The organism is Hyphomonas sp., assembly GCF_965284475.1.
In the GTDB taxonomy this organism is placed as follows: domain Bacteria; phylum Pseudomonadota; class Alphaproteobacteria; order Caulobacterales; family Hyphomonadaceae; genus Hyphomonas.
This window is the reverse complement of the sequence record NZ_OZ260087.1, coordinates 2,129,677-2,145,690: the sequence shown is the minus strand read 5'-3', so window position 1 is coordinate 2,145,690 and position 16,014 is coordinate 2,129,677. Positions and strand designations below refer to the sequence as shown.

General features: G+C 60.9%; 15 protein-coding genes. 4 read left to right on the top strand and 11 right to left on the bottom strand.

The features are described 5' to 3' along the window. Positions 1-193 precede the first annotated feature (193 nt). Positions 194-1,918, top strand: coding sequence for a diguanylate cyclase (locus ACQ66M_RS10570; RefSeq protein WP_430403700.1), 1,725 nt, complete (start codon positions 194-196; stop codon positions 1,916-1,918). Positions 1,919-1,920: 2 nt separating this feature from the next. Here the strand turns inward: ACQ66M_RS10570 and ACQ66M_RS10565 are convergent, their stop codons facing one another. After that, positions 1,921-2,769: an SDR family oxidoreductase gene (locus tag ACQ66M_RS10565; protein ID WP_430403698.1), complete on the bottom strand. Its 849-nt coding sequence runs from the start codon at positions 2,767-2,769 to the stop codon at positions 1,921-1,923. 61 nt (positions 2,770-2,830) lie between these two features. On the opposite strand from ACQ66M_RS10565, the gene ACQ66M_RS10560 reads away from it, so the two are divergent. Continuing rightward, positions 2,831-3,505, top strand: a complete 675-nt coding sequence (locus ACQ66M_RS10560; protein ID WP_430403696.1) for a tetratricopeptide repeat protein — start codon at positions 2,831-2,833, stop codon at positions 3,503-3,505. Here ACQ66M_RS10560 and ACQ66M_RS10555 read toward each other — a convergent pair. Further along, positions 3,493-4,857, bottom strand: a complete 1,365-nt coding sequence (locus ACQ66M_RS10555) for a leucyl aminopeptidase family protein (protein WP_430403694.1) — start codon at positions 4,855-4,857, stop codon at positions 3,493-3,495. The two genes, ACQ66M_RS10560 and ACQ66M_RS10555, sit on opposite strands and share 13 nt — an antisense overlap. 118 nt (positions 4,858-4,975) lie before the next feature. On the opposite strand from ACQ66M_RS10555, the gene ACQ66M_RS10550 reads away from it, so the two are divergent. Continuing rightward, entirely contained in the window at positions 4,976-5,941 is a 966-nt protein-coding gene (locus tag ACQ66M_RS10550; RefSeq protein WP_430403692.1) for a tetratricopeptide repeat protein, read from the top strand. Between the two features lie 82 nt (positions 5,942-6,023). On the opposite strand, the gene ACQ66M_RS10545 is transcribed toward ACQ66M_RS10550, so the two are convergent. The 9 genes from ACQ66M_RS10545 to ACQ66M_RS10505 all read right to left on the bottom strand — a co-directional run bounded on the left by ACQ66M_RS10545 (position 6,024) and on the right by ACQ66M_RS10505 (position 15,136). Further along, positions 6,024-7,052 (bottom strand): type II secretion system F family protein, encoded by a 1,029-nt coding sequence (locus ACQ66M_RS10545; RefSeq protein ID WP_430403690.1) that lies wholly within the window; start codon positions 7,050-7,052, stop codon positions 6,024-6,026. Between the two features lie 11 nt (positions 7,053-7,063). Then, positions 7,064-8,095: a type II secretion system F family protein gene (locus tag ACQ66M_RS10540; RefSeq protein ID WP_430403688.1), complete on the bottom strand. Its 1,032-nt coding sequence runs from the start codon at positions 8,093-8,095 to the stop codon at positions 7,064-7,066. Between the two features lie 3 nt (positions 8,096-8,098). Continuing rightward, positions 8,099-9,589 (bottom strand): ATPase, T2SS/T4P/T4SS family, encoded by a 1,491-nt coding sequence (locus tag ACQ66M_RS10535; RefSeq protein WP_430403686.1) that lies wholly within the window; start codon positions 9,587-9,589, stop codon positions 8,099-8,101. A 23-nt stretch (positions 9,590-9,612) separates the two neighbouring features. Next, positions 9,613-11,013, bottom strand: a complete 1,401-nt coding sequence (locus ACQ66M_RS10530; protein WP_430403684.1) for an AAA family ATPase — start codon at positions 11,011-11,013, stop codon at positions 9,613-9,615. 30 nt (positions 11,014-11,043) lie between these two features. Continuing rightward, positions 11,044-11,748, bottom strand: coding sequence for a CpaD family pilus assembly protein (locus ACQ66M_RS10525; RefSeq protein ID WP_430403682.1), 705 nt, complete (start codon positions 11,746-11,748; stop codon positions 11,044-11,046). 20 nt (positions 11,749-11,768) lie between these two features. Then, complete coding sequence (locus tag ACQ66M_RS10520) at positions 11,769-13,343, bottom strand: type II and III secretion system protein family protein (protein WP_430403680.1); 1,575 nt, start codon at positions 13,341-13,343, stop codon at positions 11,769-11,771. Positions 13,344-13,345: 2 nt separating this feature from the next. After that, entirely contained in the window at positions 13,346-14,185 is an 840-nt protein-coding gene (gene cpaB, locus ACQ66M_RS10515) for a Flp pilus assembly protein CpaB (RefSeq protein WP_430405156.1), read from the bottom strand. Positions 14,186-14,295: 110 nt separating this feature from the next. After that, complete coding sequence (locus ACQ66M_RS10510; RefSeq protein WP_430403678.1) at positions 14,296-14,811, bottom strand: A24 family peptidase; 516 nt, start codon at positions 14,809-14,811, stop codon at positions 14,296-14,298. A 169-nt stretch (positions 14,812-14,980) separates the two neighbouring features. Beyond that, a complete protein-coding gene (locus ACQ66M_RS10505) occupies positions 14,981-15,136 on the bottom strand; it encodes a Flp family type IVb pilin (protein ID WP_430403676.1) in 156 nt (51 codons plus the stop codon). Between the two features lie 274 nt (positions 15,137-15,410). Between ACQ66M_RS10505 and ACQ66M_RS10500 the strand changes: the two genes are divergently transcribed. Beyond that, positions 15,411-15,854 carry a pilus assembly protein N-terminal domain-containing protein gene (locus tag ACQ66M_RS10500; RefSeq protein ID WP_350170374.1) on the top strand — a complete coding sequence of 148 codons (444 nt, stop codon included), beginning with the start codon at positions 15,411-15,413 and terminating at the stop codon, positions 15,852-15,854. Positions 15,855-16,014: the final 160 nt, after the last annotated feature.

The window sequence follows — 16,014 nt, the reverse complement described above, 5'->3', positions numbered from 1 at the left end:
ATGCCATAATCTGATCCGCCAACGGCCCCGGCGGGGGCCATTTTCATGGCGCGCGCCCGGATGGTTAACGGGACCTGTACAGAACAGCGGAAATCACACCTGATGAACTAACCATAAATATCTGTTTTCGTGGCATAAATTCCATTGTGGAGCGCAGGCTGCTCCTGGTTTTTACGTGCCGCGAAAGGCTGTCATGCGCTTCTTCAGCAGATTCATCAGCCTCCTCGTGGTTGTCGTCGTTTCGCTGACCTTTCCGTCGGAAGCCCGGCCGATCGAAGTTGGCGGCCTGGACGGGCGTATCGACATCGGCAGCAAGATCGCGATTGCCGAGAAGGTCGATCCGGCCGTGACGCTCGACCAGGTGATGGAGCCCGGCAGCAAGATTGTCTTCCACCCCAGCCTGACAAACACGTTTCATGGCTCCGGCCAGTCGGGCGACATCTGGATCAGGGCAGACCTTGTCAATTCCGGTGATACCGCCCTGCGCGGCAATCTGGTAATCCGCTTTCCCTATCTGGAGGTCGTCGATGCCTATATTGTCGGGCCTCAGGGTGTCGAACATCAGGGCCGCGCCGGTGCGACGGCTGCACGGTCCGGCATCGCCATTCCCGACCCCTTCCCGGCTTTCGAAATCGACGTTCCGGCACAGGACTCGCGCACCCTGTATCTTCGGGTTCACAGCAACACGGTCGTCGTCCTGTCCATGTGGCTGCATTCCAGTGCGGATTTCCAGCTATGGTCAAAAGGAAGCATCGCCCTTCATTTCCTGATGATCGGGATCCTCTGCACGTTCACGGCCTATGCCATTTCGGTCGCCCGCACCTCGCAGAACAATGCCTATCGGCTCTATGTCTGCTTCTGTGTTTCATCCGCGCTCTACATCCTGTTCTCGACCGGTATCGGCAAAGCCTTCTTCTGGCCGCACAGCGACATTGGCACGATGGTGCTGATCAATGCGCTGCAGGCGGCCAGCACCGTCTTTGGCGCCCTGTTCATCGCGTCCTTCCTGGACATCCGCACGCGCTGGCCCGCTTTCAACAGGGTCATCCTTCTGATCGCGGCCTTGTCCACCGTGTCGGTTCTGATCTCCGCAATGCCGCCTCTCGCGGCCATGGCGCTCTACATGCTCATGTCCAGTATCGGACCGATCATCGTACTGGCCGGCGTCTGGGTTCTGCATCGCCGGGGCGTTTATGGCGCTGGCGCGGTATTGCTCGGCTGGGCACCCTCCATCATGGCCACAGTCTGGATGTATCTGCGCATCTTCGACATCACGCCCTATTTCGGGATCAATCACTATATCGTGCCAATCGCCCTCTGCCTGACCGTCCTGCAATTCAGCTGGGCCATCAGCAACCGGGTCAAGGCCGCCGAAGCCAGCGCCGTGACAGATCCCCTGACCGGCCTGTTCAATCGCCGCAAGCTGGATTCCGCCTTTGATCGCACGGTGCAACGCACCGAACCGCCCTGCACAGCCGTCCTCGCCATCGACCTTGATGGCTTCAAGGCGATCAATGACACGCATGGCCATGAGGCGGGCGACGCCGTGCTCCGCGTCATCGGCCAGCGCCTGAAAAAGCTCAGCCTTGGCCGCGCCAAATCCTTCCGCACCGGTGGTGACGAATTTGTGGTGCTCTATTCCGAACACGCCGACCGCGCCGTCATTCAGGCCTTCGGCAGCGATTGCATCGCGCGCATCGGCCGGCCGATCCTTTTCGGCACCGAAGTGCTGTTTGTCGGCGCCAGTGTCGGCATCGCCTTCGTGCAGAATGATGAGGAATTCAAGACCGGAATCCAGCGCGCCGATGCCGCGCTCTATCATGCCAAGCGTGACGGCAAGGGTGTCGTCCGCCTGTATGATGAGCGCCAGCCCCCGGTCGGCAAGGAATCCTTCCGCCCGGCCCTCGTCAGCGGCTGATATCAGGCCCCGGCCTGTTCTTCCTCCAGCACGGCTGTCAGGCCTTCCCGATAGGTCGGATAGAGCGGCCGCCAGCCCAGCGCGCCCTTCGTGCGCCCGTTCGATACCCGTTTGCACTCGGCATAGAAGCTGCGCCCCATCGCGCTGAGACCGGCGGCGTCAATCGCCGTTTCCGGCGGCGGCGCCATGTCCAGGAGACGGGAGGCAAAGGCTGTCACGTCCTGCGGCGGCGCCGGTTCATCATCGCACAGGTGAAACACGCCGCTCAGGCCCGGCCTGTCCAGCAGGGCCTCCAGTCCGCGGGCAATGTCCTCGACATGGATCCGGCTGAATACCTGCCCGGGCTTCACCACACGGGTTGCGCTGCCATCGCGCAACCGCCCGAACGGTGACCGGCCCGGACCGTATATGCCCGGCAGGCGCACGATCCGCGCCGCGCCGCCCGTTGCCGCAAGCCATTGCTGCTCGGCCAGCACCCGCGCCTTGGCCCGGTCAGACCCCGGGTTCACGTCGCTCCACTCCATCACCCAGCCGCCGCCAAGGTCGCCATAGACACCCGTTGTCGACAGATAGGTCACCGAGGCGGCATCGCGTGCCAGATGCCCGGCGGCGCGGGCGGCCGGGCATCCCTCTGCGCCCGGCGGCAAGGTCACCAGCCAGTGGGCACCGGCGGGCGGCACGATCACGCCTTCACCCCCCCATTGCACGGTCTCAACCCCTTCGCCCAGATGCCTTGCGCCCCCCCGTGTCGTTCCTGTTACCTGCCAGCCCTGCGGCACAATCCGCGCGGCCAGCCTGCGCGCCGAATAGCCCATGCCGAAAACAAAAAGCAGAGATGGCGGAACTGTCATTTGCACTGGGCCTCCCACTCATGACTATAGGCACCACTACAGGTCCGGGAGCCTCTTATCCATGTCTATCCTTGCCTTCGCCGCGGTCTCTTACGCGCTTCTTCAGAGCGTCAGCGCTGGAATCGCCCAAACAGAGGCCACCCGTCTCGACACCTGCATCGCCCGCATCGATGAAAACCCTGAAGAAGCCTATGAAGACGCCCTCGCCTGGAGCTTTGAAGGCAACCGGCCCGGCGCGCGCCAGTGCGTCGCCCTTTCGCTGATCGCGCTTGGCCAGGAGGCTGAAGGCGCAGCCAGGCTTGAAGAACTGGCCAATGCGACGGATGGCGGAACGCTCGAACAGCGCGCACTTTACCTGACACAGGCGGGCAATGCCTGGCTCGTCGCGGGCGCGGCAGAGGCCGCCATCGTGACGCTCACCAACGCCCTGAAAATCATTCCAGATGATCCGAACCTGCTGGTCGACCGCGCCACGGCCCATATCATGCTGGAACAGTGGCCAGAGGCCATATCAGACCTGGATGCAGCCCTTCAATCCTCACCCGGATTCGGCACGGCGCATCACCTGCGTGCCGAGGCCCGGCTCAACAAGGGCGATCTCGATCTCGCTCTGGCCGACGTCAAGGCCGCCATGGTCGCCGAGCCGGACAATATCGACACACTGGTCCTGCGCGGACGTGTGCGCGAAGCCATCCGCCTGTCGGAAGTCCGGATCGTCCCCCCTCAGGCGGAATAGCGCGCTTTCAGCATCGTCCAGACGGCCCGCAGGCCCGTCGGTGCGCCGCCTTCGGGCCGGCCATACTTGCCCTTGCGCCAGGCCCAGACATCAAGGTGCGCCCAGCTTCTGGCCGACACGAACTGCTTCAGGAACAGCGCCGCCGTAATCGAGCCGGCCTGGCGTCCGCCCGAATTCACGAGGTCCGCAATCGGGCTCTTCAGGTCCGACATGTAGGGATCCCAGAGCGGCATGCGCCAGACCGGGTCGCCGCTCGCCTTTGACCCGGCCAGCACATCTGCCGCCAGCGTCTCGTCATCGGTATAGAGCGGGGCAAGGTCCTGCCCCAGCGCCACACGCGCCGCGCCTGTCAGCGTTGCAAAATCGATCAGCAGGTCCGGGTCGTCCTCGCTGGCACGGGCCAGCGCATCGGCCAGGATCAGGCGCCCTTCGGCATCGGTATTGTCAATCTCGACCGTCAGGCCCTTGCGGCTCATCAGGATATCGCCCGGCCGGAAGGCATTGCCGGCAATCGCGTTCTCCACGGCCGGCACGTACAGTTTCAGGTGCACCTTCAACCTGCTGCCCATGACCAGTTCCGACAGCGCAATCACATGGGCCGAACCGCCCATGTCCTTTTTCATGATCCGCATGCCGTCGCCGCCCTTGATATTCAGGCCGCCGGAATCGAACGTGACCCCCTTGCCGACCAGTGCCAGCTTCGGATGGCCCGGATCGCCCCATTCGAGTTCAAGGAAACGCGGCGCGAACGTGGCCGCCCGGCCGACAGCGTGAACGAGGGGATAGTTCTCCCTCAGCAGGTCGTTCCCCGCGATCACTTTCAGGCTCGCGCCGAACTGCTTTGCCAGCGCGGCCAGCTCCGCCTGCAGGGCCTCCGGCCCCAGATCGCTCGCCGGCGTGTTCACCAGATCGCGCAGGTGCGCGGCAGCATCGGCTTCGCGCGATAGCGCCTCGGCATCCTCACCTGCAGGGATCACGAGGCGCGGCGGCTTTGCCTTCTCGCCGAGATAGCGGTCGAACCGGTAGGCGCCGTCCGCCCAGCCTGAAGCGATCTGCGCAAAGCCCAGCCCGCCATCTGCCGCGATCGTATAGTCGCCCTCTGGCAATTTCGCCGAGACGGCAGCCACGCCAAGCGCATCGTGTCCATTTCCCAGACCCGCCAGAACATGGCTGACCTGCCCGTCCTTGCCCGCCTGGATCACCAATTGCCCGGCTGCACCGCTGAACCCCTGCCCCCCGGCCAGCGCCTTCGCGCCGGGGAACGGGTCGTCTCCCAGGGCGTCGAACCCGGAATTCGTGAACAGGTGTATTGCGGCTGGCTTGGCCGCTTTGGCGATAAAGCTCTTGTGCATTGCGGGCGCCTCTCGGGGCAATTTGTTAATCAGATGACCGTTCCTGTTAACCGAACCTTGACGTCAATCAGGCCAGAATCGGCAGAAGATGCACCTGATACATACTTGGAGCCAGCCCATGTCCAGAGCCAAAACGTCACTGGCAGCCCTCGCGCTGGTCCTTGCGGCCACCATGACGGGGTGCGCGAGCACGGCGTCAAAGGAGGAAAAGGCCGCGAACGCGGAATTGCAGCGCGCAGTGGAAGAAGCCCTGAAGCCGGCCAGCCCGGAAGAAGTGGCCGCTGCCAACCGGTCAGACCCGCTGACCAAAGCCAATTTCTGGTCGAAGGAATACGCCAAGGATCCGGAAAACCTCGAAAACGCCATCGCGTTCGGCGAAGCCCTGCGCGGTATTGGCAGCGATGACCGCGCCATTGACGTCCTCTCACGTGTGCTCGTTGTCCACCCTGCCAGCGCTGAACTGCGCATGGTGCTCGGCCGGGCGCTGTCGACACAACAGGACTATCGCGCCGCCGCACACGCCTTCAGCCAGGCCGGCGAGATTGAGCCAGGCCGCGCCGAAGCCTGGGCGGCACTCGGCACCGCCTTCGACCAGCTCGGCCAGCATGGCGATGCGCAGCAAGCCTATGAGCGCGCGCTCACCATCGAACCCAATCGCACCTCCACGCTGGCAAATTACGGACTGTCGCTGGCCCTGTCCGGTGACCTCACGGGCGCCGAAGCGAAACTGCGTCTTGCCGACGCCCAACCCGACACAACCACGCGGGTGAAGGAAAACCTCGCGCTCGTCCTCGGCCTTCAGGGAAAATATGCTGAAATGAAGGAAGCGAGCAGCGCCAATGCCCCCGCCAGCATCGTTGAAGAGAACGCCGCACTCCTGCGCGAAATGGTCCAGCCGGCCCGGACCTGGGAAGCCCTCGCCGAACGCGCCGAGACAGGCGCGCTGCCGCCCGCGCCAAAGAGCAGGATGACGTCTGATTCCGAGCGCGCCGTCGCCGCCACATCAACGCCCGTAACCGACGAGCCTGCGCCGGTGACCACGCCCGAAAACGAGAACGGACTGCGCCTGCGCCGCTCTTACTGATCCTGCAGGGCACCGCCCCCGAAACAAAAAGCCCGCTGGCCGATCGGTCAGCGGGCTTTTTGTTTCATGGCGCCCTGAGTGATCAGGAGACGTCCTGCACGGACCGGTCAGGCGCAATCTGCGTCACTTGCGGCGCCGCTTCATTCTTGTTCTGCATCGCCTGGTATTTGATATAGGCCGGTCCAAGCACCACCAGGAACAGGACAGGCAGGAAGAAGAGGATCATCGGAACCGTCAGCTTGGCTGGAAGAGCGGCGGCCTTTTTCTCGGCGGCCGACATCCGCATTTCGCGGTTTTCCTTCGCCATCACGCGCAGGGCATCGCCCAGCGGCGTACCATAACGCTCTGCCTGGGACAGTGCCATACAGACGGCTTTAACGCCTTCGTGGCCGGTCCGGGACGCAAGATTGTCATATGCCTGCCGGCGATCCGGAAGATAGGAAAGCTCCGCCACGGTCAGGCCGAATTCCTCGGCAAGTTCCGGTGAAGCCGAACCGATCTCCTGGCTCACCTTGTTGAATCCCAGCTCGATCGACATGCCGGCCTCGACGCAGATCAGCAGCATGTCGAGTGCATCCGGGAAGGCCAGCATGATTGACTTCTGCCGCTTTTCAGCAACGTTTTTCACATAGAGGTTCGGCGCATAGAAACCGGCCGCCATGCCGAAGGCGAGCGAGCCGTATTTCATCACCGGCTGGAAGCCATGGTCATTGACGAAGAAGATGTAGATATAGGTCAGGATCAGACCGACAAAGGGCAGCGCCATACGGGCGAAGTAGAATGCGGAAATCGGGCCGGGCCCGCGCAGGCCCGCCTGGTTCATCAGTTTGACTACATTGGGGTCTTCCAGCGCCTTGGCCAGGTTGAGCTTGGACGAGACCGAGCCCATCATGCTCTTGTCCTCGCGGCGCAGGCTCTTGGTTTCCAGCGCAGCGCGGCTTTGCTTGCGCAGCCGCTCGCGCTGGTTCGACACGGCCTTGAGGCGCGTTTCCAGCTTGTCGCCTTTCAGGTAAGGCAGGAAAACGGTCACGAATGTCGCGAACACGGCCGCCGCAACCAGATAGGCCGCCAGCGTATCGGGCTTGGTAAAGGACAGGATGAAATCATACATTATCCGTGACCTTACATGTCGAAGTTAATCATTTTCTTCATCGTCAGCACGCCGAGCGTCATCATCGTGGCTGCAACGGTCAGGACTACGTGGCCCGTTTCCGTAATGAAGAGTTGCATGATGTAATCGGGCGTTGTCAGGAAAACCATCAGGCCAACGGCAAAAGGCAGCGCGCCAATGATCGAGGCCGATGCCTTGGCCTCTGACGACAGGGCGTTGACCTTTTCCCGCATCATCTTGCGTGAACGGATGACCGAGGACAGGTTGCCCAGGGCCTCAGACAGGTTGCCACCTGCCTTGGCCTGGATGAGCAGCACGATGCAGAAGAAGTTGATTTCCTGCAGCGGAACCCGCTTGTAAAGCAGGTTCACCGAGCGTTCGAGGCCTGCGCCCATGGCGAGGTTGTCGGCCAGCGAAACGAATTCAGACCGCAGCGGGTCCGGACATTCCTTTGCGATGATACGAATACACTCGTTCAGCGGCAGGCCTGTCTTCACACCGCGCACGATAATATCCAGCGCGTCGGCGAACTGGTTGACCATCTTCTTGTGACGACCCTTGGTCATCGTCGCGAGGATAAGACGGGGCAGTCCCAATGTGCCGGCCAGGAATGCGCCGGTGACCATGACTGGCTGGCTTTTCAGGTTCATGCCGGAAATCACCAGGCCATCTGCGCCAGACATGTAGATCAGGACAGCGCAAAGCGTACCCATCACGAGCGAACCGATCCAGAAGGCTGATACGGGAATGTCGAGACCAGCCTGCGTCAGTTTCGATCCGATGTCGCGCGGCGTGATCGATTTGCGGCGCTCCTTGTCCTGCTTGCGCAGATTGTCCAGCATTTCCTGCGTCTTTGCCCGACGCTTGGAGTTTTCATCGTGCACCTTGCCGCCGCGCGCCTTGCCTGTACTTGTGCCTGCGCCAATGGCCTTTGCGCGCTTGCGCGCTGCTTCCGATTCGCCGCCCGTGAATGCGAGGCCGATTCCTGCCAGCGCCACAAATGCGAGGCCGGCCACGGCATAGATCATCATCTCATTGTCCATGGATCAGCTCCCGAGCGCATCAAGCGCGCCAGCGAGTTCACGCTCAAGGTTGTAATAGGCGGCGCGTTCCCAGAAGCGTGGGCGACCCACACCCGTGCCGCGGTGCGTACCGATGATCTTGCCGTTCTCGTCTTCGCCATCCATCTCGAACTTGAGGACATCCTGGAGCACGATCGTGTCTCCTTCCATGCCCATGACTTCGGTGACACACATGATGCGGCGTGAGCCGTCGCGCAGGCGTGAGGCCTGTACGACAACATCAATCGAACCGACGATCATTTCACGGATCGTCTTGGCGGGCAGCGAGAATCCGCCCATCGTGATCATGGATTCGACTCGGCTGAGGGCTTCGCGCGGGCTGTTGGCGTGCAGCGTGCCCATCGAGCCATCGTGGCCGGTGTTCATGGCCTGCAGGAGATCGAACGCTTCGGGTCCGCGAACTTCGCCCACGATGATGCGTTCCGGACGCATACGCAGGCAGTTCTTGACCAGTTCGCGCATTGTCACCTCGCCCGAGCCTTCAATATTGGGCGGGCGGGTTTCAAGGCGCACAACGTGCGGCTGCTGAAGCTGGAGTTCGGCGGAGTCTTCGCAGGTGATGACGCGCTCGCCCGGTTCAATGAACGCGGTCAGGCAGTTGAGCAGCGTGGTCTTGCCCGAACCCGTACCGCCGGAGATCAGGACGTTGCACCGCGAATGGCCGATAATGCGCAGGACTTCGGCGCCCGCTTCACTGATCGATCCGAAATTGACCAGATCCTGAAGCTGCAGCTTGTCCTTCTTGAACTTACGAATGGTCAGTGTGGGCCCGTCAATGGCCAGGGGCGGCGCAATGACGTTCACGCGGCTGCCATCCAGAAGGCGCGCGTCACAGATCGGCGAGCTTTCATCGACGCGGCGGCCAACCTGGCTCACGATGCGCTGACAGATATTCATCAGCTGGGCATTGTCGCGGAAACGTATATTGGTGCGTTCGATCTTGCCGTTGACCTCGATATAAGTCGTGTCGGCGCCGTTCACCATGATGTCGGCAATGTCATCGCGCGCCAGCAGCGGCTCTAGCGGACCATAGCCAAGCACGTCATTGCAGATGTCATCAAGCAGCTGCTCCTGCTCGGAAATCGACATCACTACGTTCTTGATGCTGATAATCTCGACAACGATATCGCGGATTTCCTCGCGCGCACTCTCGGCGTCCAGCTGGGCGAGCTGCGACAGGTCGATCGTATCGATCAGCGCGTTGAAGATCGTGGTCTTGGTCGCGTAATACTGTTCCGACTGCTGGTTCACCCTGCGCACAGGTTCCGGCTTCACCTCAGGTGCTGTCGTCCTGGAAGGCGGGCTCGAGAGCGGCTTGGGAGCTCCCTTTACGGGCACAGGCTCCGGCACTTTGGGTTTGGCAACCTGCGGGCGCGGCTTCGCCACAGGAGCCGCCGGCTTCGGCGCCGCCGGCGCAGTAACATTGGTGGATCCTGAACGTTTGCCGAAGGCCATTTACGGGCCCTTTCCCTTGAGTTCTATTTGCCAAGAAGCTTTTTGAAGATCGATTTCTGGGCTTGGACGACTGCCCTGCCCGTCAGAACGGACGCCATGTGATCGATGGCCATTGACGAGCGCGATGTGGGGTCCGTCTCCGAGATCATCTGTCCGTTATTGGCCGCCGTGCCGAACAGTTCCGGCTCGAATGGCAGGATGATTTCAGGCTCGACGCCGATGGCCGCTGCAAAATCCTTCACCGGGATTTCCGGACGCTTTGGAACGCCGCTCATGTTGATGACAAGGCGCGGTGCATTGTCATTCGGGCGCTGGCCCTTGAGCTGGTCGATGAAATTCTTGCCATTGCGCAACGATGCGAGATCCGGCTGGCAGACAATGATGACTTCATCCGATGCCACGAGGGTGCGCTGGACCCAGCGGCTCCATGTGTGCGGCAGGTCGAGCACCATATAGGGCACGTTGCGCCGCACGCTTTCGATAACGGTCGAGAAGGCCTCGTCCGGAATATCCATGATCTGGCTGATCGTGGCGGGCGCAGTGAACAGCGACAGGCGGTCTGTTGCCTTGGCCAGCAGGCGCTCGATCACGGCGTCATCGGCACGCTCCGGGGCCAGAAGCGCATCCGCGATGGTCTGCGGCGTTTCCTGGTTGAAGTCGAGCGCAGTGGTGCCGAATGACAGGTCGAGGTCGACCAGTGTCGTGTTGACGCGCGCATTCTCCGCCAGGGCCCAGGCCAGGTTGTGGGCGATGGTGGACGCCCCTACCCCACCCTTGGCACCGATCACCGAGATCTGCTTGCCGACAAACGGACGGTCGGGATCAACAAACAGGTTGGAGATGGCCCGGATGATCTGGATCGGTTCGAATGGCGGCACGAGGTATTCGCTGACACCGCGTGCGACCAGCTGCCGGTAAAGCCGGATGTCGTTGACCACGCCAACAACCATGACCTGGACATTCTCGTCGCAATGCTCAGCCAGCGCATCGATCTCGCCCAGAATCTGCTGCGCCTCGGCGGATGACTCGACCATCACGAGATTGGGTGTCGGGTTCTGCTGCATATAGGCGGTGGCCGCCGGAATGCCGCCGGGAATGGCTTCGAGTGTGGCCCGGCCCATGCGGCGGTCACGCGCGCAGACTTCCAGCATCTGGCGCGTTTCTTCGCGCTCGTAGAAAACCTTGATCGAGATGGCCGGCAGCGGCACGTCGCCGCCATTCTGGTCCGGCATCGTGAAGATCGGCTGGTCCGCCGCGACAGGCTTCTGGGCAGGTTCAGCAATCGCGCCGGGATCCTCGTCCATCGGCATGTCGAACGGATCGTTGGCAGGCGCCACAAGATCGGCGTCCGAAGCGTCTTCAGCGAAGACATCCTCGAAATCTGAGTCGAAGTCGGCTTCAAAGAGGGCTTTTTCGTTCGACATTTTACTCTCGTCCTTCTATTCAGGCGCCGGCTATTCTTTGACCGCGTCAGATATCGTGCCCGTTTCATCCGACGAACGCGCAGAGGCTGTGGTGACGCCCTGACGGAACTTGTCGAGAATGACCTTGCGGCGAAGCGGATCGGCGGAAGCAATCTCGCGCTGGCCCAGAAGGTCAGCAGGGTTGGCAATCATGGCGGCCAGATTGGTGCGAACCGAGCAGCCAAGGCTCGGCATTTCATTGTTCGACCGGATATCCGACACGTCATAGTCCGCCATGGATTTACAATCTGGCGCAACAGCATCGTAAACCTGGAACGCCAGGATCATCGGTTCGGACTTGCCTGAGTCCGCCCCATGGCTGCTTCCGGAGATTTCGTCATACTCGACGCCGTTCTGCCACGCGATTTCCCGGGCCGTGACGATGGCCGAAACGGCCAGTTGCGAATTGTCGCTGGCTTCCGGAAGCGACATGATCAGCGGCCCGTGTCCCTTCGCTCGATAGGTTTTCACAAAGGATTCGATCCGCGCACGATCCTTCAGCGTCAGCTCGCTGGAGACAGGATCTATGTTCACTTCGAGGAATTCGGTGCGCTTCGTCACGCCGATCGCGTTGCGGTCCAGTGCCGTGCCCTGCAAGTAGGATTGCGGCACGGCTGTTGGCGCATGGCTCGCACAGCCGGCGAGACCGGTGAGGCAAAATCCAGCCGCGACAAGCGCTGTCGTTGGTTTAAGCATCGGGTTCATCCTGATATCCCTTACTCTTCAATAAAGCCCACGGGGGAGCGGTAATTTTCTGCATCAACTGGCGCGCCGTCCTTGCCGTATTGCTCGTTCAGCTTGCCGAAGAAGATCGTCTTGGCGTCGGAGGCGTTCGCGTAGCCGTCTGCCGGTGTACGCAGCTGGTTCTTCTGTGTCGGATCGACCAGATAGGGCGTCACGATGACCACCAGTTCGGACTCGTCCTGAAGGAAATCGCGCGACTGGAACAGGGCGCCGAGGACCGGCAGCTTCTTGAGGCCCGGCAGCTGGTCCAGCGTCTGACGCGTCTTTGACTGGATAAGACCGGCCATCATCATCGAGCCGCCCGAAGGCAGTTCGATTACGGACTCGGCCCGCCGAACCGTCAGCGCCGGAATGGTGATGCCGGCCAGCGTGATGACGTTACCGTCCGCGTCGATCCCGGTTCGCGTTGCGCCCTGGTATGCCCCCTGGTTTGTCAGTTCGGAGACTTCGGTCGACACTTTAAGGGATATGCGCCCCTCGGACAGGACCACGGGCGTGAAGCCCAGTCCCACACCGTAAGGCTTGAATTCAATCGATACGCGGCCATTATTGTCCTGCCCGACCGGGACGGGGAATTCACCGCCGGCAAGGAATTTTGCGGACTCGCCAGACATCGCAACAATGTTGGGCTCTGCCAGTGTCTTCACGATACCGATGCGCTCCAGCGCGTCGATTGTCGCGCCAATGCTGGTTTGCAGGTCCGTGCCGACATAGTTGGAATAAGTCAGGTTGGCACCCAGGCCACCAAGGGCCTGGCCCTGGATCGGAAAGCTGTTACTGGCACTTATATCGCCGGAAAAGGTCTGCGGCAGTCCTGGCACGAGCGCCGTCATGCCGGTCGATTCCGGAATGCCGTCGCCATTTGTATCGCTGAACAATTGCTTTTCGACGAGTCTCGCCATGTCGCCGAAGGACGGCGTGCCGGAAAGATTGATGCCAAGCTGCTTGATCGCCGTGCGCTGCATTTCAACAATACGCACTTCCAGCATGACCTGGTCCTTGGCGGCAACTTCCATCATGTTGACGATCTTCGTCGGCGCCTCATCGCCCCCGCCCAGAAAGGCGGTGACAAGCCGCTCGACCTGGTCAGCCTGCGAAAGGCTGTCCACCGTGCCGGTCAGCAGGATGCTGCCATTGATGCCTTCAATGCTCACCCGGCCATCCGGCACATGGCGCTCAATCAGCTTGTGCAGGCTGGTCATGTCGGTTTCGACATTGATTTCCAGGTTCAGCAGCTGGTTTCCCTGGCGGTCAAAGACGAACGCGTTCGTCTGGCCATAGGCGATGCCGCGGAAAATGATCCGTCTGGAGGTCTGCACGACTGCGTCTGCAATGGTGGGATTGGTGATCACAAGGTCTGCCGCCGGCGCATCAAGATCTATGATCATCGACTTGTTGAGGCCCAGCGTGACTTGCTGTGATACATGCGACTGGCCCGGCCCGGTCACATTGACCCCGAGATCATTCGGCGTGGCATGCGCCAGAAGCGGCATACTTGCCGCAAGCGCCGAGAAAAGACCGTATCTGATCGGACGAGACATTCTCATGTTCAGCTTCCCCCGAGTGTAGCCGACGTGGCTGCACCATTGCGGTAGATCGTGACGCCGCCCCGACCGCCGCTGCCGCCACTGCCGAGCAGGTCAGTACGGGAATCGCGGGCCATCTCTTCACCGGCATCCGACCAGGGCCGCAGGGACAGGGACAGCGTGCCCATGCGCTGCGACAGGGCGACCAGTTCGGCTTCCGTGTCGGAAACTTCCAGTGTTGCCGTGTTGCCAATCTGGGACGAGCCGCCGGCTTCATCCGGCTTGAAGACCTGGTCAATGGCCAGCACGCGCACATTCTTGATGATCGTTGTCGAAACCGGACGCTCCACAAGCATCTGGTCCGTCTGCACCTGCACTTCATGGGTCAGGATGACATCAACCTTGTCGTTTGGCAGGATGAACCCGCCCGATGCCGACTCAGTCGAAATCTCGACCGACATGGCGCGCATCCCCGGCGCCAGCAAGGCGGCCATGAGGCTGGATTGATCTGCCAGGACCAGTTTTTGCGGAAGGATGGGTTCGCGCTTGTATATCGGGATGCGGACAATGGCGCCGGCCATTTTCTCGATTGCGTCGGAATTGTCGGCTTCGGTCAGGTAACCTTCGACGATATTCTTCTCCGGCCATGGCGCCCATTCAAAATCAGCCGTCGCCAGGCGATCACCGATCGCCATGTCGCGCCGGGCAACCAGAACCTTGACTTCGGAAACTTCCTTGGTCTCGATCTTGGTCTGAAGCTCCGTGACGGTCTGTGTCACAGTGGTCGGTTCAGCCATGTTGCGAACGAGGAATGCAGCAGCCATGGCGGCTAAGGCGGCACCCACTAGAATGATAAGACGCATCGGCGACATTGGGCGCCACTCCCTGTGATAACAAAACGCGGTGAGCGCCCCTGATCAGGCCGAATCCCCACTCGAAGATTAATATTCCCATGCCGGGCACTAAGGCTTGGTTAATTGAAACTACTGATTTGGTTTAATAAACTGGCAAGGAATGGAGACGCTGGCGCGGCGAAGAACGCGCCGGCTGCAATTGCGACCCCGTAAGGCACGCCGGCATTCTCCTCAAACGGTGCACGGATCATTCCCGGCAGGACGGCTGCGGGCATCAGCCGTCGAACCATCAGGATGAAGACCGCACATGCGCCGCCTGCCAGCGCCATGACCACGACAAAGGTGAAGCCGGCATTCGGGCCCATCCAAAGCATCACGGCCGGGATCATCTTGGCGTCCCCTCCCCCGAAAATGTTGAAGGCAAACAGGCCGAAGGCCACAAGGAAGGCCAGCGCCGCCACCATCAGGTGCCCGCCAATGATTTCCATGGGGATGCCGGAAACGGCAGCAGCCGGAATGAACAGGCCAGCCAGCGAGAGGTTCAGCCAGTTGGGAATCGTCAACCGGTTCACATCATGCATTGCCGCAAAAACACAAAGGGCCAGAAACGCGCCCCCCAGGATGCTCAGTATCATCGGAATTGTCCTCCAGCCGTCATTTCGGGCGCACCGTGACGGAAAAGACTGAAGGAAGTTTTTATTTGCCTGATACTGCCAGCCCCTGCCCGGACGGGAACAGGCCGCAAAAGAAAAGGCCGCCAGGTTTCCCTGACGGCCTTCCCACAATCCTGAAAGATCAGGTTGCTTATTCCATTTCGGTCGCGATGGCCGAGAACGTCGTGTTGGCGTTCGTACCGAGGGCGGTAACGCCACCGATGATAGCAACTGCGATCAGAGCAGCGATCAGGCCGTATTCGATAGCCGTGGCGCCGGATTCGTCTTTAAGAAAACGTGCAAACATTGGAAACTCCCATCATGCATTAAAAAACGTTCCGGACACATTTTTTTCTTTCCGGAACAGTACTGAAATTACAGGACTATTCTCAATATCGCGTTACGGAATACAGATAATCCATGAAGGCGGGGAAGGCATTTGTTTACCCTTCATCGCGGCCCGGCCTGCTGATTCGCGGCCCTATATATATAACGTCAGAACAGGCGATCTTTCGCCGGTTAGGAAACGGGCAACCTTCTTCAGCCAAATGTTTTTCCAAAGCCGAACGTGGAGTCCTGAAATGAACATTCTGACCAAGTCATGCGCCCTGGCACTGGCGGGCTCCCTGTTCGCGGCGACCGCCGCAGCCGGGCAATTGTCCGTTGAAGCCAACAAGACCATTCCTGTCCGGATCAATGGCGAGGCTGCCAGCATCGTCCTCGGCAACCGGAATGTCGCCGATGTCGCCGTGCACAACGAAAACCTCATCTTCATCACCGGCAAGACGTTCGGCACCACAAACCTGATGGTGTTCAACAAGGCCGGCGACCAGATTTACTCCACCGATGTCGTCGTCACCGTCAATTCGTCAAACCTGGTCACGGTGAACCGGTCCGGCCAGAACTTTACCTATGACTGCGCGCCCGAGTGCCGCCCGGTCATCAGCATTGGCGACCAGAGCGACTATTTCGCCGCCCTGTCCGAGCAGCACAGCGACGTCCAGACCCTGAACAGCGGAAACTGATTTCCGCGCTCCTGAACCGGCCTCATTGCGGCCACGTCCCCGGACGTGGCCGCTTTGCTGCGGGCCGCCGCCGGCCAATCGATGAAATTTCCCGCATCGGATAAACCGTATGCAAACCCAGTTCTGATATCCCGGCAATCTGACACAGTTGTCTGTCCGG

Bases quoted from the DNA above. Each gene is read 5' to 3' on its own strand.
- ACQ66M_RS10570 (WP_430403700.1), top strand. From the start codon at position 194: ATGCGCTTCTTCAGCAGATTCATCAGCCTCCTCGTGGTTGTCGTCGTT.
- ACQ66M_RS10565 (WP_430403698.1), bottom strand. From the start codon at position 2,769: ATGACAGTTCCGCCATCTCTGCTTTTTGTTTTCGGCATGGGCTATTCG.
- ACQ66M_RS10560 (WP_430403696.1), top strand. From the start codon at position 2,831: ATGTCTATCCTTGCCTTCGCCGCGGTCTCTTACGCGCTTCTTCAGAGC.
- ACQ66M_RS10555 (WP_430403694.1), bottom strand. From the start codon at position 4,857: ATGCACAAGAGCTTTATCGCCAAAGCGGCCAAGCCAGCCGCAATACAC.
- ACQ66M_RS10550 (WP_430403692.1), top strand. From the start codon at position 4,976: ATGTCCAGAGCCAAAACGTCACTGGCAGCCCTCGCGCTGGTCCTTGCG.
- ACQ66M_RS10545 (WP_430403690.1), bottom strand. From the start codon at position 7,052: ATGTATGATTTCATCCTGTCCTTTACCAAGCCCGATACGCTGGCGGCC.
- ACQ66M_RS10540 (WP_430403688.1), bottom strand. From the start codon at position 8,095: ATGGACAATGAGATGATGATCTATGCCGTGGCCGGCCTCGCATTTGTG.
- ACQ66M_RS10535 (WP_430403686.1), bottom strand. From the start codon at position 9,589: ATGGCCTTCGGCAAACGTTCAGGATCCACCAATGTTACTGCGCCGGCG.
- ACQ66M_RS10530 (WP_430403684.1), bottom strand. From the start codon at position 11,013: ATGTCGAACGAAAAAGCCCTCTTTGAAGCCGACTTCGACTCAGATTTC.
- ACQ66M_RS10525 (WP_430403682.1), bottom strand. From the start codon at position 11,748: ATGCTTAAACCAACGACAGCGCTTGTCGCGGCTGGATTTTGCCTCACC.
- ACQ66M_RS10520 (WP_430403680.1), bottom strand. From the start codon at position 13,343: ATGAGAATGTCTCGTCCGATCAGATACGGTCTTTTCTCGGCGCTTGCG.
- cpaB (WP_430405156.1), bottom strand. From the start codon at position 14,185: ATGCGTCTTATCATTCTAGTGGGTGCCGCCTTAGCCGCCATGGCTGCT.
- ACQ66M_RS10510 (WP_430403678.1), bottom strand. From the start codon at position 14,811: ATGATACTGAGCATCCTGGGGGGCGCGTTTCTGGCCCTTTGTGTTTTT.
- ACQ66M_RS10505 (WP_430403676.1), bottom strand. From the start codon at position 15,136: ATGTTTGCACGTTTTCTTAAAGACGAATCCGGCGCCACGGCTATCGAA.
- ACQ66M_RS10500 (WP_350170374.1), top strand. From the start codon at position 15,411: ATGAACATTCTGACCAAGTCATGCGCCCTGGCACTGGCGGGCTCCCTG.